25 protein-coding genes are annotated in these 24231 nt (G+C 45.0%); 10 read left to right on the top strand and 15 right to left on the bottom strand.

Going from position 1 to position 24231, the window contains the following annotated elements:
* Nucleotides 1-30 precede the first annotated feature (30 nt).
* Nucleotides 31-321, top strand: coding sequence for a hypothetical protein (locus AC13DA_RS09075; RefSeq protein WP_273180279.1), 291 nt, complete (start codon nucleotides 31-33; stop codon nucleotides 319-321).
* A 30-nt stretch (nucleotides 322-351) separates the two neighbouring features.
* On the opposite strand, the gene AC13DA_RS09080 is transcribed toward AC13DA_RS09075, so the two are convergent.
* The 4 genes from AC13DA_RS09080 to alaC are packed head-to-tail and all read right to left on the bottom strand — an operon-like array spanning nucleotide 352 to nucleotide 4556.
* Complete coding sequence (locus tag AC13DA_RS09080) at nucleotides 352-873, bottom strand: hypothetical protein (protein ID WP_284450954.1); 522 nt, start codon at nucleotides 871-873, stop codon at nucleotides 352-354.
* Nucleotides 874-878: 5 nt separating this feature from the next.
* Complete coding sequence (gene thrC / locus AC13DA_RS09085) at nucleotides 879-2021, bottom strand: threonine synthase (protein ID WP_007146806.1); 1143 nt, start codon at nucleotides 2019-2021, stop codon at nucleotides 879-881.
* 34 nt (nucleotides 2022-2055) lie between these two features.
* On the bottom strand, nucleotides 2056-3369 hold the full coding sequence (locus tag AC13DA_RS09090; RefSeq protein WP_007146807.1) for a homoserine dehydrogenase: 1314 nt from the start codon (nucleotides 3367-3369) through the stop codon (nucleotides 2056-2058).
* Nucleotides 3370-3377: 8 nt separating this feature from the next.
* Nucleotides 3378-4556 (bottom strand): alanine transaminase, encoded by a 1179-nt coding sequence (gene alaC, locus AC13DA_RS09095; RefSeq protein WP_040576629.1) that lies wholly within the window; start codon nucleotides 4554-4556, stop codon nucleotides 3378-3380.
* A 95-nt stretch (nucleotides 4557-4651) separates the two neighbouring features.
* On the opposite strand from alaC, the gene AC13DA_RS09100 reads away from it, so the two are divergent.
* The 3 genes from AC13DA_RS09100 (at nucleotide 4652) to AC13DA_RS09110 (ending at nucleotide 6637) form a co-directional block, all read left to right on the top strand.
* The gene (locus AC13DA_RS09100; RefSeq protein ID WP_007146809.1) at nucleotides 4652-5500 is read left to right on the top strand and encodes an HDOD domain-containing protein; all 849 of its coding nucleotides are present in this window, start codon (nucleotides 4652-4654) and stop codon (nucleotides 5498-5500) included.
* Between the two features lie 76 nt (nucleotides 5501-5576).
* Nucleotides 5577-6110 (top strand): NlpC/P60 family protein, encoded by a 534-nt coding sequence (locus tag AC13DA_RS09105; protein ID WP_482945903.1) that lies wholly within the window; start codon nucleotides 5577-5579, stop codon nucleotides 6108-6110.
* A gap of 83 nt (nucleotides 6111-6193) precedes the next feature.
* Entirely contained in the window at nucleotides 6194-6637 is a 444-nt protein-coding gene (locus AC13DA_RS09110) for a DUF3617 domain-containing protein (RefSeq protein ID WP_284723175.1), read from the top strand.
* 99 nt (nucleotides 6638-6736) lie between these two features.
* Here the strand turns inward: AC13DA_RS09110 and lysS are convergent, their stop codons facing one another.
* The 8 genes from lysS to parE form a co-directional block, all read right to left on the bottom strand.
* On the bottom strand, nucleotides 6737-8230 hold the full coding sequence (lysS, locus tag AC13DA_RS09115) for a lysine--tRNA ligase (RefSeq protein WP_007146812.1): 1494 nt from the start codon (nucleotides 8228-8230) through the stop codon (nucleotides 6737-6739).
* A 13-nt stretch (nucleotides 8231-8243) separates the two neighbouring features.
* Nucleotides 8244-9321 (bottom strand): peptide chain release factor 2 gene (gene prfB, locus AC13DA_RS09120; RefSeq protein ID WP_139031940.1). Its coding sequence is split into 2 segments (ribosomal slippage): nucleotides 8244-9266 and nucleotides 9268-9321, totalling 1077 coding nucleotides; the frame shifts between segments, so codons are not numbered across the junction.
* A 110-nt stretch (nucleotides 9322-9431) separates the two neighbouring features.
* The gene (locus AC13DA_RS09125; protein ID WP_284450950.1) at nucleotides 9432-10220 is read right to left on the bottom strand and encodes a peptidoglycan DD-metalloendopeptidase family protein; all 789 of its coding nucleotides are present in this window, start codon (nucleotides 10218-10220) and stop codon (nucleotides 9432-9434) included.
* Nucleotides 10221-10224: 4 nt separating this feature from the next.
* On the bottom strand, nucleotides 10225-10800 hold the full coding sequence (locus AC13DA_RS09130) for a YqaA family protein (RefSeq protein ID WP_284450949.1): 576 nt from the start codon (nucleotides 10798-10800) through the stop codon (nucleotides 10225-10227).
* Nucleotides 10800-11459 carry a protein-L-isoaspartate(D-aspartate) O-methyltransferase gene (locus tag AC13DA_RS09135; protein ID WP_007146816.1) on the bottom strand — a complete coding sequence of 220 codons (660 nt, stop codon included), beginning with the start codon at nucleotides 11457-11459 and terminating at the stop codon, nucleotides 10800-10802. Before AC13DA_RS09135 ends, AC13DA_RS09130 begins: the two co-directional genes overlap by 1 nt.
* A gap of 1 nt (nucleotide 11460) precedes the next feature.
* A complete protein-coding gene (surE, locus tag AC13DA_RS09140; RefSeq protein ID WP_007146817.1) occupies nucleotides 11461-12207 on the bottom strand; it encodes a 5'/3'-nucleotidase SurE in 747 nt (248 codons plus the stop codon).
* A 171-nt stretch (nucleotides 12208-12378) separates the two neighbouring features.
* Entirely contained in the window at nucleotides 12379-14616 is a 2238-nt protein-coding gene (parC, locus tag AC13DA_RS09145; RefSeq protein ID WP_284450948.1) for a DNA topoisomerase IV subunit A, read from the bottom strand.
* Between the two features lie 20 nt (nucleotides 14617-14636).
* Nucleotides 14637-16538, bottom strand: coding sequence for a DNA topoisomerase IV subunit B (gene parE / locus AC13DA_RS09150; protein ID WP_040576630.1), 1902 nt, complete (start codon nucleotides 16536-16538; stop codon nucleotides 14637-14639).
* A gap of 292 nt (nucleotides 16539-16830) precedes the next feature.
* Here parE and cydP point away from each other — a divergent pair, with 292 nt between their 5' ends.
* From cydP to AC13DA_RS09180, 6 genes are read left to right on the top strand one after another with little or no spacing between them, the layout of a single operon-like run.
* Nucleotides 16831-17013, top strand: a complete 183-nt coding sequence (gene cydP / locus AC13DA_RS09155) for a cytochrome oxidase putative small subunit CydP (protein ID WP_431522803.1) — start codon at nucleotides 16831-16833, stop codon at nucleotides 17011-17013.
* The gene (locus tag AC13DA_RS09160; protein ID WP_273180263.1) at nucleotides 17010-18572 is read left to right on the top strand and encodes a cytochrome ubiquinol oxidase subunit I; all 1563 of its coding nucleotides are present in this window, start codon (nucleotides 17010-17012) and stop codon (nucleotides 18570-18572) included. The genes cydP and AC13DA_RS09160 overlap by 4 nt, the downstream gene beginning before the upstream one ends.
* Before the next feature lie 2 nt (nucleotides 18573-18574).
* Nucleotides 18575-19717, top strand: a complete 1143-nt coding sequence (cydB, locus tag AC13DA_RS09165) for a cytochrome d ubiquinol oxidase subunit II (protein WP_007146822.1) — start codon at nucleotides 18575-18577, stop codon at nucleotides 19715-19717.
* 9 nt (nucleotides 19718-19726) lie between these two features.
* Nucleotides 19727-19831 carry a cytochrome bd-I oxidase subunit CydX gene (cydX, locus tag AC13DA_RS09170; protein WP_040576631.1) on the top strand — a complete coding sequence of 35 codons (105 nt, stop codon included), beginning with the start codon at nucleotides 19727-19729 and terminating at the stop codon, nucleotides 19829-19831.
* Nucleotides 19824-20102: a cyd operon YbgE family protein gene (locus AC13DA_RS09175; RefSeq protein ID WP_284450947.1), complete on the top strand. Its 279-nt coding sequence runs from the start codon at nucleotides 19824-19826 to the stop codon at nucleotides 20100-20102. Before cydX ends, AC13DA_RS09175 begins: the two co-directional genes overlap by 8 nt.
* A 5-nt stretch (nucleotides 20103-20107) precedes the next feature.
* Nucleotides 20108-20692: a Tll0287-like domain-containing protein gene (locus tag AC13DA_RS09180; protein WP_284450946.1), complete on the top strand. Its 585-nt coding sequence runs from the start codon at nucleotides 20108-20110 to the stop codon at nucleotides 20690-20692.
* Here the strand turns inward: AC13DA_RS09180 and AC13DA_RS09185 are convergent.
* The 3 genes from AC13DA_RS09185 to ovoA are packed head-to-tail and all read right to left on the bottom strand — an operon-like array spanning nucleotide 20679 to nucleotide 24230.
* Nucleotides 20679-20879 carry a winged helix-turn-helix domain-containing protein gene (locus AC13DA_RS09185; protein WP_007146825.1) on the bottom strand — a complete coding sequence of 67 codons (201 nt, stop codon included), beginning with the start codon at nucleotides 20877-20879 and terminating at the stop codon, nucleotides 20679-20681. The two genes, AC13DA_RS09180 and AC13DA_RS09185, sit on opposite strands and share 14 nt — an antisense overlap.
* A 37-nt stretch (nucleotides 20880-20916) precedes the next feature.
* Nucleotides 20917-22092, bottom strand: a complete 1176-nt coding sequence (locus tag AC13DA_RS09190; protein WP_284450945.1) for a pyridoxal phosphate-dependent aminotransferase — start codon at nucleotides 22090-22092, stop codon at nucleotides 20917-20919.
* Nucleotides 22092-24230, bottom strand: coding sequence for a 5-histidylcysteine sulfoxide synthase (ovoA, locus tag AC13DA_RS09195; RefSeq protein ID WP_284450944.1), 2139 nt, complete (start codon nucleotides 24228-24230; stop codon nucleotides 22092-22094). The genes AC13DA_RS09190 and ovoA overlap by 1 nt, the downstream gene beginning before the upstream one ends.
* Nucleotide 24231 lies beyond the last annotated feature (1 nt).

A 24231-nucleotide genomic window follows, 5' to 3' on the forward strand; every position in this document is an offset into this window, starting at 1 on the left:
TTTTTTGCACAAAGACATAAGGAAACGTTTATGGCAAACCGTTCTCTGCTAATTATTGGCACCGCATTATTGTTTTTTACCAACCTCTGTCAGGCAGAAGTGATTTCCATTACGGATCCCAGTTATGAGGTAGCTAATGATCCCTCAGGCATTGTCCGGCCCACCCGAGGAATGACAATGGTTCAGGTAAAAGAACAGTTTGGGGAACCAGATACCATTCGTCCAGCCGTCGGACAGCCGCCAATTACGCGTTGGGAGTATGCAAAGTTTGAGGTGGTGTTTGAATACGACAAAGTAATTCATTCTGTTGTCGTCAAATAAATATCGAGACCACTAAATTAGATAGTCGCGTTAATCGTCCTGACTTGGTGCAGAATCAATATTCAAAAACCGTTTTAATGCCCATTTCGGCAGCGTTCCCATCCTTGCATGATGTAGGGAATCAGACTCAATAACAATCAACACCAACACACTGACCAGGGTTGGCAAAATTCCCAGACCACCGATCATGGCATAGACAGCTTCTTTCATCATGCCAAGATGCATATGACCAAGCACACCTAAGGTCGACACGCTGACAAGCAGTAGAAGAATCATCATAAAAAAACGACTCCAGCGACGAGCTACTTGCCAATGTGCCCAGACGAACTCACCCTCTTCACGTTTAACCCGACTGGATCGCCAGTAGGTATATCCCAGTGCCAAAAAAGAAATTAATGGCACTAGGAATAAATACTTCATATACGTTGGACCAAACGTAGATATCGCGGTAAACACCAGAATATGATTGCCAATCAGGTTGCTTAAAAAAATATCATGGGGCAACTTGGCACGTGCAATCTCTGTTTCGGTTGGTTCCGCGAAATGCGTCATATCGATTACGCCATATTGTTCAAAATGGCTTCACGCACGGCATCAAGCTCAGCATTTACGGTAACAACAGCAGATGTACTTTGTTTGATCGCTGTGTCAGGATCTTTTAAGCCGTGACCCGTTAAAGTACAAACAATAGTGCTGCCTTCAGGGATTTTGCCTGATTTAATATCACGCATAGCTCCCGCCAAAGATGTTGCTGAAGCAGGCTCACAGAACACACCTTCTTTTTCAGCTAATAACTTCTGCGCAGCCAGAATTTCTTCATCAGAGCATTCATCAAACCAACCGCCCGACTCTTCTTTCACCTGCCAAGCTTTATCCCAGCTTTGCGGGTGACCGATACGAATCGCTGTGGCGACTGTTTCAGGATCATCTACCATATGACCACGCATGAAAGGCGCACTGCCAGCCGCTTGATAACCAATCATCTTAGGACGATTTCCGACAATGGCACCACCTGCATATTTACATTTACCACCACAATAAGCACATGAATCGGTGACATGATCACCTGAATTACATGAATACTCACAGTAGCCAATCCAGTGAGCCGTAATATTACCGGCATTCCCTACAGGCAAGCAGTGATAGTCAGGCGCTCGACCCAGTTCTTCGACAATTTCAAAGGCCGCTGTTTTCTGTCCTTGTAAACGATATGGGTTTATCGAGTTCACAATGGTTACTGGTGCGTGTTCAGCGACTTCTTTGACTAACTGCATGCCCTGATCAAAGTTGCCTTTGATTTGAATAACGGTTGCACCGTGCATCATTGCCTGGGCCAGTTTACCTTGTGCGATTTTGCCGTCTGGGATAAGTACAAATGCAGCGATGCCTGCACGTGCAGCATAAGCCGCAGCCGCAGCCGATGTATTACCTGTTGAGGCACAGATAATCGCTTTACTTCCCTCTTCTACCGCTTTGGTCACAGCCATGGTCATACCACGGTCTTTAAATGAACCCGTTGGGTTCAGACCTTCGTACTTCACATAAATATCGACATCCTTACCCAGCTCTTTGGTAATGTGGTTGAGCTTAATAAGCGGGGTATTGCCTTCACCAAGACTGATCAGGCGGGTATCGTCATTGACTGGTAAACGGTCGCGATAGCGCTCAATGAGTCCAGTGTAACGTGGTCGAAATGACATAATAATTTCCTCTAAATGAATTCTTTATACAGGCTTAACCACCGAGAGATTCCATGCGAATACGCATAATAGAATCCGGCACCGTATCCAATGCCTCAATTTGTGCAATGGCCTGGTCCATATTTTTCTCTACCACAGCTTGGGTCAACATGATAATCGGTACCATGCCTTCATGTTCTTCAGGCTGCTTTTGCAAGATAGCTTCAATATTGATGCCCTCATTGCTCAAAATACGGGTTATATCGGCTAACACACCCGGCTTGTCTAAGGTATGAATACGTAAATAATACGATGTCACCACCTCTGACATAGGCAGAATCGGCGTGTCTTTTAATGCATCAGGCTGGAAGGCCAAATGGGGTACGCGATTTTCAGGATCAGTGGTCAAAGCACGAACGATATCCACGATATCTGCGACAACGGCTGAAGCCGTGGCTTCTGAACCTGCACCTGCACCGTAATAGAGTGTTGGGCCAACTGCATCACCTTTCACCACAACCGCGTTCATCACACCATTTACATTGGCTAATAAACGTCGCTGCGGAATCAAGGTCGGGTGGACTCTTAGTTCCACACCAGCTGTGGTTTTCTTCGCAATACCCAGGTGTTTAATGCGGTAACCCAATTCATTGGCGTTCAGCACATCTTCTTGCGCTATACGGCTGATACCTTCGGTGTAGCATTTATCAAACTGCAACGGTATACCAAATGCAATGGAAGCCATAATGGTGAGTTTATGCGCCGCATCAATACCTTCAATATCAAACGTAGGATCCGCTTCGGCATAACCCAGCGCCTGTGCTTCCGCTAAAACGTCAGCAAAATCACGACCTTTTTCCCGCATTTCAGTCAGGATAAAGTTACCTGTACCGTTGATAATGCCTGCCAGCCATTCAATGCGGTTACCAGCCAGACCTTCACGCATGGCTTTGATAATCGGAATACCACCAGCAACTGCCGCTTCGAAGGAGATTGTGACGCCTTTTTCCTGAGCAAGCTCAAATAGCTCATTACCATGTATGGCAATAAGCGCTTTGTTGGCTGTCACGACATGCTTGCCATTTTCGATGGCTTTAATCACCAACTCTTTAGCAACACCTGTACCGCCAATCAATTCAACAACAATCTGAATCTCAGGATCGTTGATGATGTCAAAAGCATCATCCGTTAAATTGATAGCAGAAGTGTCACAGCCTTTAGGTTTATCAAGGTCACGATCAGCAGCGCGATATATTTCAATATCACGGCCTGCACGACGACTGATTTCTCTCGAGTTCCGGGTTAATACGTTGACAGTACCACTACCAACCGTTCCTAAACCCAGAATTCCGATTTTTACTGATTGCACTCTGCCCCCTACGGTTTTCTCATCATGTCACGGATCCCACGGATCGCCTGACGTGTACGATGTTCATTTTCAATCAATCCAAAGCGTACATAATCATCCCCGTACTCACCAAAACCAATACCTGGTGATACAGCGACTTTCGCTTCTTTCAATAATTTTTTACTAAATTCTAATGAGCCAAGCTCACGATATTTCTCAGGAATCTTCGCCCAGACAAACATGGTGGCTTTGGGTTTTTCTACCTGCCAGCCAATGGCATTCAGTCCATCACATAAAACATCACGACGACTTCTGTAAGTTTCCACAATTTCATCAACACAGTCCTGTGGCCCTTCCAGAGCGGTAATGGCTGCTACCTGAATCGGCGTAAACATACCGTAGTCCAGATAAGACTTCATTCGTGCCAGTGCAGCGACTAATGTCGGATTACCAGACATAAAGCCCACACGCCAGCCAGGCATATTGTACGTTTTTGACAGGGTATAAAACTCAACAGCGACTTCTTTCGCGCCCGGCACTTGTAAAATGGACGGCGCTTTATAGCCATCAAATACAATTTCACCATAAGCCAGATCATGAATCACCCAGATTTTATGCTCGCGGGCAAAGTCGACTACCCGTTGGAAAAAGTCCAAATCAACACATTGTGTTGTCGGGTTGCCAGGGAAATTCAGCACCAGCATTTTGGGTTTAGGCCATGAATCCTTAACCGATTTTTCCAGCTCAGCAAAAAAGTCGACATCAGGCGTCAATGGCACATGGCGGATATCTGCGCCCGCGATAACAAAGCCATAAGGATGAATCGGATAAGCGGGGTTAGGCACTAATACCGCATCACCAGGACCGACAGTAGCTAGTGCTAGATGCGCTAAACCTTCTTTAGAGCCGATAGTAACAATGCATTCAGTTTCCGGATCAAGTTCGACATCAAACTTACGTTTGTACCAGCCCGCGCAAGCTTTACGTAACCTGGGAATACCACGAGAAACCGAATAACGGTGGGTATCTGGCCGCTGCGCCGCCTCGACCAGTTTTTCTACAATATGTGCGGGTGCAGGGCGATCGGGGTTACCCATACCAAAATCAATGATATCCTCACCACGCGCACGTGCTTTTGCTTTCAAATCATTTACAATGTTGAAAACGTAGGGCGGAAGGCGTTTAATTCTTGGAAATTCGTCGTTCAACTGAATACCTGCGATAAGCTAAAAACTGTCGGCAAACTAAGCAAAATAACTGAAATTAATAAACACTTCAAATTCATTTATCAGAAGCGATTACTATGAGCCAGCAAGACCTATTTTATAACAAAATCCTGAAAGATCTTGAGGACGGTAAACTTCTTCTACCGACATTGCCAGAAGTGGCCTTGAAGGTGAGAGAAGTTGTCGATGATCCAGATGCCACTGCAGTGCAATTGGCAGATATTATTGTAACCGATCCTGCCCTGTCAGCGCGCTTATTAAAAGTTGCCAATAGTCCGCTATACCGTGGCCGAGTCCCGATTGAAAGTATCCACATGGCCGTGCCAAGACTGGGACTTACAATGGTGCGTAATATCGTTACCAGTCTGATGATGGAACAAATGTTTAAAGCGACCAATAAACGTTTAGAAAAACGTTTAAAAACACTCTGGGAGCATAGCACTAAGGTTTCTGCGCAGAGTCAGGTGCTGGCCAGCAAACTTCCCAAAATGAATACAGATGAAGCGATGTTAGCGGGCTTAATTCACTCCATAGGCACACTCCCTATTCTAATGCAGGCCCAAGACGAACCCGGTTTATTAGAAAATCCGCAGCGTTTAGACCAGATTATCGATAATCTTTATCCGCGTATTGGCGCAGCAATCCTCCGCAAATGGGAATTTCCACAAAGTTTGGTTGAGGTCGCCGCTGAACATAAAAATCTCAATCGTAATAGTGGTCCTTCCGGTCCTGATTTAGTCGATGTGGTGCAAGTTGCCTACCTTCAAAGCTTATTTGATACTGAAAAAGCACTAGACCCGCTCACATTAAATAAAGTGATTTCTTTCGAGAAAGTGGGTGCAGATACAGGTCTGACTGTATATGAAATTGACGAAAATAGTGAAGAATATCTGGAAGCATTAGCTTTATTTAACATCAAACCTTAAAACTAAATTTATGCATAAGGGGCAGTCATACTGCCCTTTTTGTTTATTTGGAAGCAAAGAGACAGAACTGTGTGATATGCATATTCTCCACTTAGAGATTAATCGGTTAAACCGCTATTTATGGCGCTTCATAATTCTGTCCTTACTCAATCTGCTCGCTGCTTGTCAGACGAGTCCTCCCGACTATAGTTATAGCCCTCCACCACAAGCCATTGCTACGCCTGATCAGCAACAAACGCTTAGTCTGCTTTATCGTCAATATCAACAATGGGCAAGCACCCCTTACCGTTTAGGTGGTAATAGTCACTCTGGTATAGATTGCTCTGCTTTTGTACAGCAGACGTATCAAACACTATTTGGCATCCCTATGCCCAGAACAACGTCGCAACAAATCCTGCAGGGGCATCCGATAAAACGAAGCGAACTCAAATCTGGGGACTTGGTTTTTTTCCGTAAGGGCAGTCATGTCGGAATTTATCTAGAAGACGATAAATTTTTGCATGTGTCGACCAAAATCGGCGTTACTATTTCCAGTATGCACAACAGCTACTGGTCACGTTATTTTTGGCAAGCAGTGCGTGTCAAACCAGTTATCACTATTTCACCATAGACGCATTGCTATATTGAGAAACTCGCGGCAATATGTGCGAGATTCATTATTCAGTGATGAATAAAACTCTAGGAGAACGTCTCATGTTTCAACGCGCTTATATGTTACTGATCTGTTTTAGTCTGACCATTATCAGTTTCCCCGTTCTTGCTGAAACACCTAACCTCCACCCCGGCATTTGGGCTCATACCACAACCACAACCATCGAAGGCCCGATGTCACTGCAACCACAAACCAGCACCAATCAGGAATGTCTGACCCAGGCTCAGATTGATAAAGGTGTGAATATGTTGGAAATACCTCAGCAGTGTATTGTTCAAAAAGTAAAGGTATTACGGGATAGTGCTGACTTTGCTGTTGACTGTGATATTCAAGGTATAAAAAATCACTTTATCGGCCACACTAATTTCCACGGTGATCATATGGATGGTCAAATGAGCAGTGAAATGAATAGTCCGATGGGGGTGATGGTGATGAAGATGAATTTTACCGCAAAACGGATTGGTGCATGTCCGGCGGCTGAATAAAAACTTTTGGGGTTCGTGCCTCTTACAACCTCCCCCTGCAATAAAACAGAAACAAAAAAGGCGAGTCAAAACTCGCCTTTTTTATTAACTAATATATAACTATTCAGGACGCATATGCGGGAATAACAAGACGTCCCTTATAGAAGGTGAGTCTGTCAGTAACATCACCAGTCGATCAATACCGATACCCTCACCCGCGGTAGGTGGCATACCGTATTCAAGAGCACGAATGTAATCGGCATCATAATGCATCGCTTCATCGTCACCGGCGTCTTTTTCTTCCACCTGTGCTTTGAAACGTTCCGCCTGATCTTCGGCATCATTAAGCTCTGAGAAGCCATTAGCAATTTCACGACCACCGACAAAAAATTCAAAACGGTCGGTCACAAACGGATCATTATCATTACGACGCGCTAATGGTGAGACTTCGGTTGGATAAGCCGTGATGAAAGTCGGATCCATTAAACGGTGTTCAACGGTTTTTTCAAAAATCTCAATCTGGACTTTACCCAAACCATAACTGTCTTTCAGCGCGATATCTAATGATTTAGCGATTGCACGTGCAGACTCAATATCATCCAGTTGTTCAGCTTTTAATTCAGGATTGAAATGCAGAATCGACTCTTTCACGGTCATTCGGGTAAAGGGTTTGGCAAAATCAATGTCTAAACCTTGATAGTGCACTTGCGTTGTACCCAACACATCTTGCGTGATGGTACGCAGCATATCCTCAGTCAAATCCATTAATTCATGGTAGTCAGCATAGGCTTGGTAAAACTCCACCATGGTGAATTCTGGATTATGACGAGTCGATAAACCTTCGTTACGGAAGTTACGATTGATTTCAAATACGCGTTCGAAACCACCGACTACCAGACGCTTCAGATAAAGCTCTGGGGCAATACGCAAGTATAAGCCCATATCCAGCGCATTGTGATGTGTCGTAAATGGACGGGCTGTGGCACCACCTGGAATTGCCTGCATCATCGGTGTTTCCACTTCCAGATAATCCTTGCTCATCAGGTAACGACGAACACCATCAACAATTTTGGTACGAATACGGAACACATCACGACTGGCTTCGTTCATGATTAAATCAACATAGCGTTGACGATAGCGTGTTTCCTGATCCGATAATCCGTGGAATTTTTCTGGTAATGGTCTGAGCGATTTTGTTAAAAGCTGAATACTATCAACATGCACCGACAACTCGCCTTTCTGGGTACGAAATAGTGTGCCTTCAGCACCGATAATATCGCCTAAATCCCAACTTTTAAATTGCGCATAGACACCTTCCGGTAATTCATCGCGTGCGACATACAACTGAATATTGCCAGACATATCACGAATGGTGGCAAAACTTGCTTTACCCATGACACGCTTGGTCATCATACGGCCGGCAATCTTCACGCGTAATGGATTTGCCTTTAATTTTTCAGCATCCCACTCTGCGTATTCTGCCTGTAATTCAGCGTTCATTACATTACGACGGAAGTCGTTAGGAAAAGCATTGCCCTGCTCTCTTAAGTCGGCCAGTTTTTCACGGCGTTGGGCAATTAATCGGTTTTCGTCCAATTCTGTTTCATTTGTCATTCGGGTTTCCAGCTTATAATCCTGATTTGAGTGAGGCTTCAATAAATTGGTCCAGGTCACCATCTAAGACCGCTTGAGTATTGCCGGTTTCGACGCCTGTTCGCAGGTCCTTGATGCGGGACTGATCGAGCACATAAGAACGTATCTGACTGCCCCAGCCAATATCTGACTTCGACTCTTCAGCAGCCTGTTTCACTTCGTTTTGTTTCATCAACTCCAGTTCGTACAGTTTCGCACGTAACTGGTTCATTGCACGGTCTCTATTCTGATGCTGCGAGCGTTCGGTCTGACATTGCACCACCGTATTGGTAGGTACATGCGTAATACGAACAGCAGAATCCGTCGTATTAACATGCTGACCGCCGGCACCACTGGAACGATAAGTATCGGTTCTCAGATCTGCCGGGTTGATATCAATTTCAATGGTGTCATCCACTTCCGGATAAACGAATACCGATGCAAATGAGGTATGGCGACGCGCACCAGAATCAAACGGTGACTTACGAACCAGGCGGTGTACACCGGTTTCGGTCCGCAGCATACCAAAGGCATATTCGCCTTCAAACCGGACTGTGGCACTTTTAATACCCGCCACCTCACCAGCAGAGACTTCCATCAATTCGACTTTATAGTCTTGTGACTCACCCCAACGCAGATACATACGCAAAATCATATTTGCCCAGTCTTGCGCCTCAGTTCCACCAGAACCTGACTGAATGTCCAGATAGGCATTGTTTTTATCCAGCTTACCGGAGAACATGCGTTGAAATTCCAGCTTTTCCAGACCTTTTTCTAATTCATTCAGATCAGCCTGGATCGCATCAAACGTGGCCTGATCATTATCTTCAACGGCTAATTCGAGTAATTCTTTTGCATCATCCAGCATGTCACGATGGCCGGATAAGGTGGTGACAATTTTTTCTAAACTCGCACGTTCCTGCCCTAGTTTCTGAGCAGTTTCCGGATTTTCCCACACACTGGGCGACTCCAGTTCGCGCGTGACTTCAATTAATCGTTCAGCTTTCTCATCATAGTCAAAGATACCCCCTAAGATCGTCACTGCGATCCCGTAGGTCTTTGATTCGCTGCATCGTTGCGCCTAGTTCCAAAGGTAACCTCTAGTAAATTTGATTGAACTACCGGCGAATCCGGCAAGCCACATATTGTAGCTGATTTGTCATAAAAATGGCGTACCCAGCGTTTATTGTTTGGGTAGAAAACGTTGTGGATCGACAGGTTTACCATTACGACGAATTTCAAAATGCAGTTGGTATCGCTGAGTACCGGTCCGTCCTAATGTGGCAATCTTTTGCCCAGACTTCACAACCTCGCCCTCTTTCACTAACAAACGTTCGTTATGCGCATAGGCACTCAAGTAAACATCGTTATGTTTTATAATCAATAAGTTGCCATATCTCGGCAAACCATTACCACTGTAAACCACTTTTCCTGAAGCGGCGGCGACTACCGGTTGCCCGGCTTTGCCAGAAATATCAATACCCTTACCACCTGAACTGCTATTGGAATATGTCGCAATCACCAGTCCATCCGTCGGCCAGCGCCATTGCAAGTTCTGGCTACCCGTATAGCTGGAGTTTGTTGAGGCAGTTGCTGGCTGGGAAGTTGGCTTCGCTTGTGTTTTAGGTTTTGGTGCAGGCGTCGTCGGCTTGGTCACTACTTTTTGTTTGCTGGAACTGGACGGCGCCCTAGTACTTGACGTAGAACCTCTGAATTTTAACTTTTGTCCGACGTATATGGTGTAAGGAGACCGAATGCCATTAATACGCGCCAATTCCTTGTAATCCATTCCATAACGCCAACTTATGGAATACAGAGTATCGCCTTTTTTGACCGTATAAGAATAAGGCGTTTTGGCTATTTTCCGCTGATTGCTTTCATAACCATAGGAACCAACTGGCGCCAACGCCCGGCTTCCACCACCACAGGATGTTAAGGTAAAAACCAGTAGTAACGGCCAGATCCATTGCATAAATTTATATGAAGATAAAATAACCTATCACCAGTGCTAACACCGTAAACCAGCCAATACGATCAATCCATAAATGAAGTTTTGACTCTAACTCAGCACCGCCCCAACGCATTAAAGCCGCCACCAGAAAGAAACGCATTCCCCGCCCAACCAAAGAACCAAATATAAATGGTAATAGAGCCATGCTGGCTACGCCGGCCGCGATAGTAAAGATTTTAAAGGGAATCGGTGTAAATCCAGCAAGAAAAATGGCCCAGATTCCCCACTCATGGAACCACTCTGCAGCATGGTTATATGCATTCATATAACCTAAAGACACCAGCCAGGGTTCAACCATATTAAAAGCAAACAAGCCAATGAGATAACCCAACAGTCCGCCTAAAACTGATGTCACTGTGGTTAAAGTAGCCAGAAACCAGGCACGTTCTGGTCTGGCTAAGGTCATCGGTGCCAGCATTACATCCGGTGGCACAAGAAAACAGGAAGACTCGGTAAAACTGACTAAAGCTAACCAGTAGGTCGCGTACTTATGTCGGGCCCATATCATCACTTGTGCATACAAACCTGAAAATAAGCGCATTAAATCTGACCACTCAATAGAGGAACAAAACTGACAGGATCTAACTCCGTTTCTTCGTACCTGTCACCCTGACGATCAATCACACGTAGAGACTGACCCTGACTTGTACCAACCGGTATCACCAGACGTCCGCCCGGCGCTAACTGTTTTAATAATTCTAATGGGATGTGTTCAGGCGCACAGGTCACAATAATACCGTCATACGGTGCATACCATTCCCAACCCCAGTTACCATCACTGTGTTTGAGTTTTATATTATTGAGTTTAAGTTGATAAAAACGTTCACGAGCCTGATTTTGCAGCGGTGAAATTCGTTCAACACTGTAGACCCGTTCAACCAGTTTAGATAACACCGCTGTCTGATAACCGGAACCCGTTCCTACTTCCAGAATTTTCTGGCGTGGCCCATCTTCGAGCAGGATTTCAGTCATTTTTGCCACAATATATGGCTGTGAAATAGTCTGACCATGACCAATCGGCAAAGCCGTATCTTCATAAGCACGGCTGGCTAAAGCTTCATCGACAAATAAATGTCTTGGCATCTCACGAATGACAGAAAGCACTTCATTATTCTTGATTCCACGCTCCTGTAATCGAGTTACCAATCGATCGCGTGTGCGCTGTGAGGTCATGCCGATGCCTCGGTAGTCGGTTTTCATTTCAGATATCTTTCAACCAGTTGGCAACGCCATCAATAGCATCGTAGCGTGTTAAATCAATTTGCAAAGGAGTCACCGAAACAGCACCGCGCCGGATAGCATCAAAATCAGTTCCTGGACCCGCATCTTCCTCTTCACCAGCAGGCCCAATCCAGTACATCATACGACCACGTGGATCCACTTCTTTAATGACCGGCTCGGCTTTGTGACGATGGCCAAGTCTTGTACTTTCAATACCGGTAATTTCGTCAATAGGTAAATCCGGCACATTCACATTCAGAATCGTATCAGCGGGTAATGCAGATAACTTAAGCTGGGCAACAAGTTTCTTGGCTACCCAGGCTGCTGTCTCGTAGTGGGTGCCATTATGCGATGTGAGTGATATAGCGATTGCTGGCAAGCCAAGAAAACGTCCTTCCATGGCCGCCGCTACCGTACCAGAGTAAAGCACATCATCACCCAGATTGGCGCCAGCATTAATACCCGACACCACCATATCCGGTTCATCCTCCAGTAAGCCTGTAATCGCCAGATGCACACAGTCTGTCGGCGTGCCTTCAACGCGATAGACGCCATCTTCTTGTTGTTCAAGTCTTAGCGGATTTTCCAGTGTCAGTGAATTGCTGGCACCACTTCTGTTTCTATCAGGGGCGACAACGGTGATCTCCCCCAGTTCTGCCATCGCTTTTGCCAGAGTGCGAATGCCTTTCGACATATACCCGTCATCATTGCTTATCAGGATTTTCATTAGATTGTTTGGTCTTTAAGCTCTTGTTATTTAAGCGCTCATATCTTAACAAGATTGAGCAGCGATCGTTATAAAATCACGCAAAAACAGCCATGTGGCTGAAGAAAGAATACTTTGGCTGTTCTTCAACGCTATCAGCGTCATATGACATCGTTGTCACGGTAATGAAATTTATTCAGCGACTTCCATACCACTGACTTTCTGTAAGCCGCGTGGAAGCTTATGTCCTCTTTTACCACGACTGCCTTCATAATGGGCTAAATCAGCGGCTTTTAACGTTAAATGACGTCGGCCAGCATGTAAGGTGAGCCCCTGTTCATTAGGTACTATAACGACAGATTGCATCCATTCTTGACCCGAGGTGAATTTGGCCTGAGGAATATTGATCAGACGAACCCCTTTGCCCTTATTCATTTCCGGAATGTCATCAGCAGGAAACACCAGTAAACGACCATCGCCGGAGGCAACGGCAATCTGTGTCTCTTTACTGTCAATAAATAACGGTGGCAGCAAAGCAGCGCCTTTTGGAATATTAAAAATGGCCTTACCTGCTTTATTTTTAGCCAATAAATTATCAAGCGTGGTGATGAATCCGTAACCTGCCGTATTGGTCAGTAAGACGGACTGTTCAGGTTCAACTACCATCACAGCCACAAACCTGGCCTCGGCAGGTGATTGTAAACGCCCGCTTAAAGGTTCACCCTGACCTCTGGCAGAAGGGAGCGTGTGTGCTCCCAGCGAGTAACTACGTCCAGTATCATCCAGAAACACAATCTGTTGATTACTTCTGGCTTTTACTGAAGCAAAATAACGATCACCTGTACGGAAATTTAACGAAGCAGGATCAACATCATGACCTTTAGCAGCGCGTACCCAACCACTTTCAGATAACACGATGGTCAATGGTTCTGTCGGTAATAATTCCGTGGCATTTAATGCTTTTGCGGCCTTTCTTTCAATGATGTTTGAGCGTCTGTCATCACCAAATTTTTCTGCATCAGCCGTCAATTCTTTTCGAATAAGTGTTTTTAAGCGTGTGTCTGAGCCTAGTAATAATTCAAGCTGTTTGCGCTCTTTACTCAACTCATCCATTTCGCCACGGATTTTCATCTCTTCCAGCTTGGCTAAATGGCGTAAACGCAGTTCTAAAATGGCTTCGGCTTGTCTGTCAGTAATACCGAATCGTTCCATCATCACTGCTTTGGGTTCATCTTCAGTACGGATAATCGCAATGACTTCGTCGATATTCAGATAGGCAACGAGTAAACCTTCCAGGACGTGCATGCGATCCAGCACTTTATCCAGACGATATTGCAAACGACGACGAACCGTTTCTACACGATAGGCCAACCATTCCTGCAGCATATCCAACAGATTTTTCACCTGCGGACGACCATCCATGCCAATCATATTCATATTGACACGATGGCTGCGTTCTAAATCAGTCGTCGCAAATAAATGCGACATCAGACTGTCGATATCAACCCGGTTGGAACGAGGCATAATGACCAGACGAACTGGATTTTCATGATCCGACTCATCGCGCAAATCGGCTACCATCGGTAATTTTTTTGCCTGCATCTGAGCCGCAATTTGCTCCAGCACTTTTGCCCCGGACACCTGATAGGGCAATTCATAGATGATGATTTCACCTTCTTCTTTTTTATAACATGCCCGTTGTTTTATCGAGCCATGCCCGGTGGCATACATTTTATGAATTTCATCGCGACTGGAAACGATTTCAGCCCCAGTTGGGAAATCCGGCCCCTGAATATCTTCAAGCAAATCTTCCAGAGTACTTTTGGGTGTTTTTAATAGGCGTAAACAGGCATTAACCACTTCACGCAGATTATGAGGAGGCACATCAGTGGCCATCCCCACAGCAATCCCTGTCGTACCGTTTAGTAATAGGTTAGGCAACCGGGCTGGCAACAAGGACGGCTCATCCATGGTACCGTCAAAATTCGGCACCCAATCCGCTGTGCCCTGTCCCAACTCACTTAATAAAACCTGCGAATAAGCTGCCAGACGCGCTTCGGTATAACGCATTGCAGCAAAAGATTTAGGGTCATCGATTGAGCCCCAGTTTCCTTGTCCATCGACTAAGGGATAACGATAAGAGAACGGCTGCGCCATTAATACCATGGCTTCATAACAGGCAGAATCACCATGTGGATGGTATTTACCTAAGACGTCACCGACTGTTCTGGCTGATTTTTTATGCTTGGATAAGGCACTCAGACCCAGTTCAGACATTGCATAAATAATCCGCCGCTGAACAGGTTTCAGACCATCACCAATATGCGGTAATGCGCGGTCCAGAATGACATACATCGAATAATCCAGATACGCTTTTTCAGTGAAATCGCGTAGCGGCATATTCTCCAAATCATCGACGAAAGTAGTCATGGGTTATATCTCTTTATCATTTATAAAGCGGCCAGATCCGCCAAATCACCATGTTGCTCAAGCCAGGACTTACGATCAGCAGCACGTTTTTTAGCCAAAAGCTTATCCAGCGTCATCATCGTATCGTCTTCAGCATTAATGGTCAGTCTAATTAAACGTCGGGTATCAGGTGCCATCGTTGTTTCACGCAGTTGCATGGGATTCATTTCCCCCAGGCCTTTAAAGCGCTGTGTACTGACTTTACCTTTGATTTTGTCTTTTTCAATTCGGTCGAGAATAATCTTACGTTCTTCATCATCCAGTGCGTAGAACACTTGTTTACCCACATCGATACGATACAACGGTGGCATAGCAACGCAGATATGACCTGCTTCAACCAGGGGGCGAAAATGTCTGACAAATAACGCACATAATAAGGTGGCGATATGGGCACCATCTGAATCCGCATCGGCTAAAATACAAACTTTACCGTAACGTAAGCCCGACAAATCATCAGAACCGGGATCCACACCAATAGCGACGGCAATATCATGGACTTCCTGAGAGGCCAGCACCTGTCCTGGTTCCACTTCCCATGTATTCAGAATTTTGCCACGTAATGGCATGATGGCCTGAAACTCTCTATTTCGGCCTTGCTTGGCACTACCGCCAGCCGAATCCCCTTCCACTAAAAATAATTCCGTACGCGAAGGATCCTGAGAAGCGCAATCCGCTAACTTACCGGGCAGCGCCGGACCAGACTGTACGCGTTTGCGTACCACTTTTTTCGCCTGCTTTAATCTGGACTGCGCATTATTAATTGCCAGATCGGCAATTTTTTCACCATCTTCTACATGGTGGTTCAGCCATAAACTAAAGGCATCTTTCACCACACCAGACACAAAGCCAGCGCATTGACGAGAAGATAAACGCTCTTTGGTCTGACCTGAGAATTGGGGATCCTCTAACTTGACGGATAACACATAACAACAACGCTCCCAGACATCTTCCGGTGCTAACTTCACGCCTCTTGGCAATAAGTTACGAAACTCACAAAATTCCCGGAGTGCTTCCAGTACGCCACTACGTAAGCCATTAACATGGGTTCCACCCTGAGCTGTTGGAATCAGGTTGACATAACTTTCTGCCAACTCATCGCCAGGTTCCAGCTGCCACATAAGCGCCCAGTCCACTTCCTGTGACTCTTCACTCATATGACCAACAAAAGGCGTTGCAGGAACACAGGGTGCATCGGTCATCGCCGTAGAAAGATATGAATTTAAACCATCTTCGTAGCACCAGCGATCTTCCACTTTCTCCTTACCCGATAAATCGGTAAAGGTCACCACGAGACCGGGACATAAAACGGCTTTTGCTCGCAGTACATGTCTTAGTCTGGGGACAGAAAATTTAGGAGAATCAAAAAACGGTTCTTCAGGCCAGAATCTGACAGTGGTGCCAGTATTTCGTTTACCCACCGTACCGATTTCATTCAAGGCTTCAACCAAAGCACCACTTTCAAACGCAATTTGATACTCGGTAGCGTTTCGACGAATTTTGACTTCCAGACGCGAGGACAATGCATTAACAACGGAAACACCGACACCATGCAAACCGCCGGAAAAGCGGTAGTTTTTGTTGGAGAATTTCCCCCCCGCATGTAAGCGCGTGAGAATAACTTCAACACCTGGAACACCTTCTTCCGGATGAATATCAACCGGCATACCACGGCCATCATCGCTGACTTCCAGTGAATTATCCTTATGTAAGGTAACCTGAATTTGTTTCGCGTGGCCTGCTACCGCTTCGTCAACACTATTATCAATGACCTCTTGAGCAAGATGGTTGGGACGTGCTGTATCGGTGTACATGCCTGGTCGTTTACGGACAGGCTCAAGTCCCGTCAAAACCTCAATGGCAGATGCATTGTATGTATTCGTCATTATTGAGATATCTACCTAAAATTGTTCCCACCGAAGGTTAGCAGGATAAAAGCCTAACAGACAACACAGAAGCAACATATCTGTGAAAAAAAACCGGTTTAATCCGAATTCGTGTAAATATTCCCTCGCTTTTAAAGTGACAAGTTTGTAAAGTTTTGTAAATAAGGACCTCAAAATACTGGCTTTTAGACTAGCAGGCGTATTATTCGCACCTTAATTTAAAAAGCTTGCAACCTGATTTGACTAAAATTGACTAAGATCATGTTTTCTTAACTTCTGTTGTGGTGGAATAGTGGCGAAGAAATTATTCACTGATAGGAAATTAATAATTGAGCTTAGCATTATGTTGGTTTGCAAGCTGTTATTACTTTTTCTTATATGGCATTTATTTTTTAGTAGCGCCCCCGACGACATTGACCATGACGCCGTCGCTGACGTGATTATTAATCACTCTTCAGATGGAGATTCACCTTGATTTCTGAACACTTAGTCGACTTATCCCGTTTGCAGTTCGCTATCACGGCACTGTATCACTTTTTATTTGTGCCGCTCACGCTGGGGCTATCATGGATTCTGGTGATTATGGAATCGGTGTATGTCATGACAGGTAAGGAAATATACCGTGACATGACAAAGTTCTGGGGTAAGTTATTCGGGATTAACTTTGCCCTTGGGGTGACCACCGGACTGACTATGGAATTCCAGTTTGGCACCAACTGGGCATATTATTCGCATTACGTTGGCGACATTTTCGGCGCCCCACTTGCCATAGAAGGTTTGATGGCATTTATGCTTGAATCGACCTTTGTTGGTATGTTTTTCCTTGGCTGGGACAGACTCAGTAAACGACAACATCTCACCACCACTTTTCTGGTCGCACTAGGTTCAAATCTCTCAGCATTGTGGATTCTGGTGGCAAACGCCTGGATGCAAAATCCGGTCGGAGCGCACTTCAACTATGAAACAATGCGTATGGAGCTCACCAGCTTTGCCGAAGTATTTTTCAACCCTGTCGCACAGGTGAAATTTATTCACACCGTTGCAGCCGGTTATGTCACTGGCGCTATGTTTGTATTAAGTATCAGCGCTTATTACCTACTAAGAAACCGTGATGTCGGTTTTGCTCGCCGCAGCTTCGCTGTAGCTGCAGGTTTCGGCGTAGCGGCAATATGCTCAGTCATTTTGCTGGGTGATGAAAGCGGTTATGAAGTAGGTGATGTGCAAAAAACCAAATTAGCGGCAATTGAAGCCGAGTGGGAAACAGCAGAACCACCAGCCGCCTTTACCTTGTTCGGCTGGCCTAATGACGAAACAATGGAAACAGACTACGCCGTTAAAATCCCTTATTTGCTGGGCATAATTGCTACACGATCAGTGACTGAGCCCGTAGCTGGGATTAAAGACCTGAGAGCAGAGCATGAAGACCGTGTTCGTAATGGTATGAAAGCCTACGCGCTGTTAAAACAATTACGTGACGGCCCTGTAACAGAGGAAACCAAAGCCGAATTTGATAAAGTCAAAGATGACTTGGGTTATGGTTTGTTATTGAAAAAATATACCAATAACGTTACCGATGCGACGGATGAGCAAATAAAAGCAGCAGCGCATGATACCGTGCCACCTGTTGCACCGATGTTCTGGGCATTCAGGATCATGGTCGCATCTGGCTTTGCCATGCTGATTATCTTTTTCTTGTCTTTCTATCATTGCGCCAAGCGACAAGAATACAAAAAGAAATGGTTACTGCGTCTGGCGATGCTCGGTCTACCGCTACCCTGGATAGCGGCAGAAACAGGCTGGTTTGTTGCTGAATTTGGTCGTCAACCCTGGACCATCAGTGGCATTTTGCCAACACATATTTCGACATCAACCTTATCTGCCAGTGATGTTCAAAACAGTTTAATTGCCTTAGTGGTGTTCTATACCCTGCTGTTAATTGTTGAACTCTATCTGATGATTCGGTTCGTCAGGCAAGGGCCGAGCAGCTTGCATACCGGCCGTTACCACTATGAAGCATCAGCAGAGAGAGGCTAATCATGATTCTTGATTATGAAACACTAAAATTAATCTGGTGGCTGCTGATGGGCGTTCTTCTCATCGGATTCGCTCTCACCGATGGTTTTGATATGGGCGTCGGTATTTTATTACCGTTTATCGGTCATACAGACGAAGAACGCCGTATTATGATCAACACAGTAGGCCCTCACTGGGAAGGTAACCAAGTCTGGTTGGTTACTGCCGGTGGTGCTTTATTCGCTGCATGGCCCCTTGTTTATGCCATGGCATTTTCAGGCTTTTATTTAGCCATGATGTTAACGCTATTTGCACTTTTCTTACGACCTGTTGGCTTTGATTATCGCAGCAAACTGGATAACTCACGCTGGCGTTCAAGCTGGGATTGGGGTTTATTTGTGGGAAGTGTTGTCCCCCCGATTATCTTCGGTGTCGCCTTTGGTAATTTATTGTTGGGCGTCCCCTTTTACTTCGACGATATGATGCGTCCAAATTACACGGGTGGATTTTTACAACTGCTTAATCCCTTTGCCTTATTATCCGGCGTGGTCAGCTTGTTAATGATCGTTATGCATGGCTCTGTTTGGTTACAAATTCGTACACTGGATAGTCTGGAGTGGCGGGCAACTCAGGTGGCTAAAGCCAGTTCGGTTGCTTTATTGATCGCATTTGCTCTTGCAGGTTTGTGGGTTTCTTTTGGTATGGATGGCTATGTTGTGAGCGCTATGCCAGCCGCAAACTCAAGTTTCACTCCGGATATGAAAGAAGTCACCACCCAAGTGGGAGGTTGGTTGCTGAACTATCAGCAATATCCATGGATGATTTTAGCCCCAGCATTTGCTTTTCTGGGGATGATTGGTGTGTATCTATTCTCTCACTTGTCCCGTCCTGGTATGGCTTTTATAAGTAGTGCCGTAACACTGACAGGCATCATTCTGACAGCTGGTTTTTCTATGTTCCCATTTGTCATGCCATCAAGTGATGCTGTGAATCATAGTCTGACCATGTGGGATGCCACCTCCAGTCTGTTGACATTAAAAATCATGTTCTGGGTGGCCATCGTCATGGTGCCAATTATAATTTGTTACAGTTTCTGGACCTATCGTCGTATGTGGCGAAGACTCGACGTGAACTTTATTCGCGGTAACCAACATTCAACCTATTAGGAATCTATTATGTGGTATTTTGCTTGGATACTTGGCGTTTTATTAGCCGTCGCATTCGGTATCATTAATGTGATGTGGTTAGAAAACTGCCCGATGGATACATTGGATGACTAATTCGTGGATAGATAAGTCTGGTGTACGTTTAATTAGTTTATTAACTGCACTGGGCTTATCTGCTGCCATATTAATTTTCCCTAACCGGCTTTTGATGGAAAATGGTAAATCGGATCATGATTTATTAATGGCGTTATTAGTTGGTGTCTGTATCGGTTTTATTCATGGTGTCGGTTTCGCTCCTAAAAAGACGCTGTTGCATATTTTACTCAGCCCATACACCTGCTGGCCGATTATGTTCTATGGCGTATTCCATATGGCTCTGAACTAATGCCTATGCGAGGTTTTATCCCTTTCATTGTTGCTTTCGGTTTAGCCTTACCCGCTTTTGCTGAAAACCAAGAGCAAATCGCGTTTGAACGTGATGCTCAGGCAGCTATTAAGGATTTGTCTACCCATCTCAAAGAAGCGTTGATGTCCGCCTTGCAGGATGGTGGTCCTATAGAGGCTATCTCAGTCTGTAAGTTGGTGGCACCTACTCTTGCTGACGAAGTCTCAAAAAAATACAGTCTTGATATTCATCGAACCAGTTTACGCGTTCGAAATCCTGATAATGAGGCAGACAGTTGGGAAACTGGTGTATTACAAAGTTTTGAAACACGTCTAAAGACGGGTGAGGCTATTCAATCACTCAGCTTCGTAGAAAGAGTAGATTCAGAGCTGGAATATGAGTGGCGTTATATGAAAGCCATTGCAACTGATAAACTCTGCTTATCGTGTCATGGCAGTCAGATTGCATTACCCGTTCAGAAGTTGATAGATAAAAATTATCCCAGTGACATGGCCACCGGCTACAAAATGGGTGATATCCGTGGGGCGTTTTCTGTGAAACGCCGCTACTCAAAACTTAAAGCAGACTGATCAGTTCTGTTCGCCCCTGCTGTCTAAAGCCCAACTTATTTTCTTTTGCCAACCAGCCAATAGCACGCTGACACAGCTTAGGCTCAAGCATCGTATCCTTGCATATACGCGTGACTGACGCTTCGCCACGGGTATTTAAATATGTCCAGATAAGGCCTGCAGCTTCACCAATTTCATCATTCATCATGGGGCTAAACTCCATTTAACTCATGAAAGAGTGTTGATTAAACTGTTTTGAGACCAGCAATAGCATCCGCCATGTTTTCCAGAGCCTGCTGGACAACTTCAAGACGTGTTCCGATATTTAATCGCATAAACCCTGAGCCATTATCGCCAAACACATAACCCGGATTCATGCCCACCCTGGCCTCTTCAATAAAAAAGCGTCTGAGCGATTCGTTATCCATACCCAGTGCACGACAATCAAGCCACAATAAGTATGTACCTTCAGACTCGATTAACTGGATCTGAGGACAACGCTTTTGAAGAAAATCTTCTACCCATTTTTTATTTTTGTAAATATAAACATTCAGCTGTTTTAACCAGTCTTCACCATAGCGATAAGCCGCTTCAAATGCGGTGATACTAAAAGGGTTAGCGGGACTGATGTGCCATTGTTCAAATATGGCTTTAATAGCTTTTCGCTGTTGCACATTACTGACAATCAACGCTGAAAGCCCCATGCCGGCAATATTAAATGTCTTGCTGGGCGCCAACGTCGTAATCACATTATTACTGTGTGTTAAGGTTGCAAGGCTAATATGCTGTTGCTCGGGGAAGATAAGATCAGCATGAATCTCATCAGAAATAATCGTCATCTGATAACGTTCGGCCAGTTCCAGCAACTGCTGTAATTCTTCGCGAGTCCAGACTCGCCCCACAGGATTATGCGGTGAGCAGAAAAGTAATGTTTTTGCTCCTTGTTGGGCACAGTCCTCTAGATGTTCAAAATCGATAAAATAACGATTATTGTCTAACTTTAACGGGTTTAATACTAATTCTCGCCCCGTTTTTTCTACCGATGAGAAAAAAGGGAAATAAACCGGTGGCTGAACAATGACCTTATCACCGGGCTCCGTTATCGCTTCAATGACGGCATTGATTGAAGGTACAACGCCTGGACACATAATGATATCGCTTTGCTTTATCTGCCAGTCGTAGCGCTTTGCACTCCACTCAATCAATGCTTCATACATGGAATCAGGATGAAGCGTGTAACCATAGATGGGATGTTTAGCACGCTCTACCAGAGCCTTAGTCACAGCTTCAGGGGCAGCGAAGTCCATATCCGCCACCCACATTGGGATAACATCACTACGGCCAAAATAGGCCGTTCTGGCATCAAATTTCAGGCTTTGACTAAAACTTCGATCTATTTTCTGGTCAAAATCAACCGTCATTATTTACGTTTCCAGACCGTCACCTCAGATAAGGTATGCTGAAATTTACGGCTGGTTTCACGAATAACAAACGGAATATCTTCCGGCGCGCGAATAAGTTCAAAATGAGGTTCCAGAATCGCTTTCAGACCATCCAATGTGGTAAAGCTTTCACCATCTTTTTTGAACCCACCCAACCAATGTTCTTTTTCAGTGTGTTCATCCAGCCAGGTATAAGGTGAGGCCAACATCAGAATGCCATCCTGATTGAGTCGCTCGTGAACAGTAGCTAAAAACTGTGCAGGCTTATAAAGGCGATCAATCAAGTTAGCAGCCAGGATCAGATCATAACCTTCAAACATCGGCTTAAGATTACAGGCATCACCTTGTAAAAACTCAACTTTAGAGGCCGTATCTTCCAAACCCAGCTGTTCCAAACGGCGTTCTTTATAGTGAACCAGCTCACCTTCATCGGTAATGGTATAGCGCACCACACCCTGTTCAGCCATTTGCGTGCCGAGATTGATTAAGCGTGCTGAGAAATCAATACCAGTAACCTTGTCAAAATGTCTTGCTAGCTCAAAGCTGGCCCTGCCGACAGAACAGCCTAAATCCAGGGCTTTTTTCATTGGCCGGCCTGCCATCATCTCCACCGCCAATTCCGCTAATTTTTTAGGGAAATTAGCGACATTGAAATATTCATCACCGTAATGAAATTCAGCATACTGTGAAAGCATGATGTCAGTTTCGTAATTAGAACTGTATTCTTCCAGTTCAGCCTCTGACACGACATAACGAAAACCAGCGTGTTGGAAAAAGTGTTTACGAAACGCGTACCTTGATGCTTTACGACTCTCATTGCCTGACGAAATCCACGAACCACCTTTGATCAGATTATGACGGCCATCAAAGGTTGGCGTTGTAAAATCATCATAAATAGGATGAACTTTAAACTCATCAAAAGGATAAATCGGTGTTTCAGTCCATTGCCAGACATTGCCAATCACATCATATAAGTCACCATGTTTAAAGAAGTTAACAGGACAAGAGGATGCCGCATAATCCAGATGAATATTGGCGGGTGCCAAATCGCTGGTTAATTCATCCAGTCCGGCCACCTCATAGAGTCGGTACCATTCATCTTCTGTTGGCAAACGTACAGATTGGCCGGTCTGTTTCGCTTTCCAGTTACAAAACGCTTTTGCTTCATGGTAGTTAACATCCACTGGCCAGTCCCACGGCATATCAATGACTTCCGCCATCAAACGGCACTGCCAGCCTTTTTTTGTTTGATGCCAGAATGTGGGGTGTTGTGCTTTGGTAAACTGACGCCACTGTAAACCATCCTCAGACCAGAACTCATCTGTGTGGTACCCACCGTCTTCAACGAATTCGAGAAACTCCTGGTTACTGACCAAAAACTTGGCTGCCTGAAAGGCCTCAACATCGGCTTCATGCTCACCATATTCATTATCCCAACCATAGATAGAATCTGAGTAAGGCTTACCTAAACTAACATTGCCTGCGGGAATATCCACCAGACTATTTCTCGGTGCCTCATTCGTCTCTCTGAACGGTTGCCAGGCTGGATGCGGTTTGACCCACTCCAGACGTTGTTGACGAATCAGTACTGAAGAGGTTTCCAGATGAATCTGTTCATGCTCAATCCCCATCATGATCGACCACCATGGATTTTCCCAGTCAATAGGTAACTTGAGGGGAGCTTGACGAATGACTTTATTCACCATCGCCTGGACTTTTTTGCGGTAGGCTTTCACCTCTTCCACTGCTGGCCAGTCATAATGATCTTCATTGAGGTCATCCCAACTCATCTCATCTACACCGACAGCAAACATAGACTCAAATTTGGGATCAATGCGCTTATCGATAAGTCCGGCCAGCAACATTTTATTTACAAAAAAGGTGGCGGTATGACCAAAATAAAAAATCAGCGGGTGACGTAGAGGAATAGACTTCTGAAAATACGCCTGATCATCAATTAGCGTATCAAACAGCGATTCATAACGCTCAAAAGTGAAATTGAAGTAATCTGCAATTTCCTGTCGTTTATCTGCAGCATTACCGCCATCTAATAAAGGCGTTCTCAAATAAGAACTCTCCATCGAGGCATATTTTTTCAAGGCATTCTCAGCAGTCATA

It is taken from the genome of Methylophaga sp. F-2 (genome assembly GCF_056859315.1).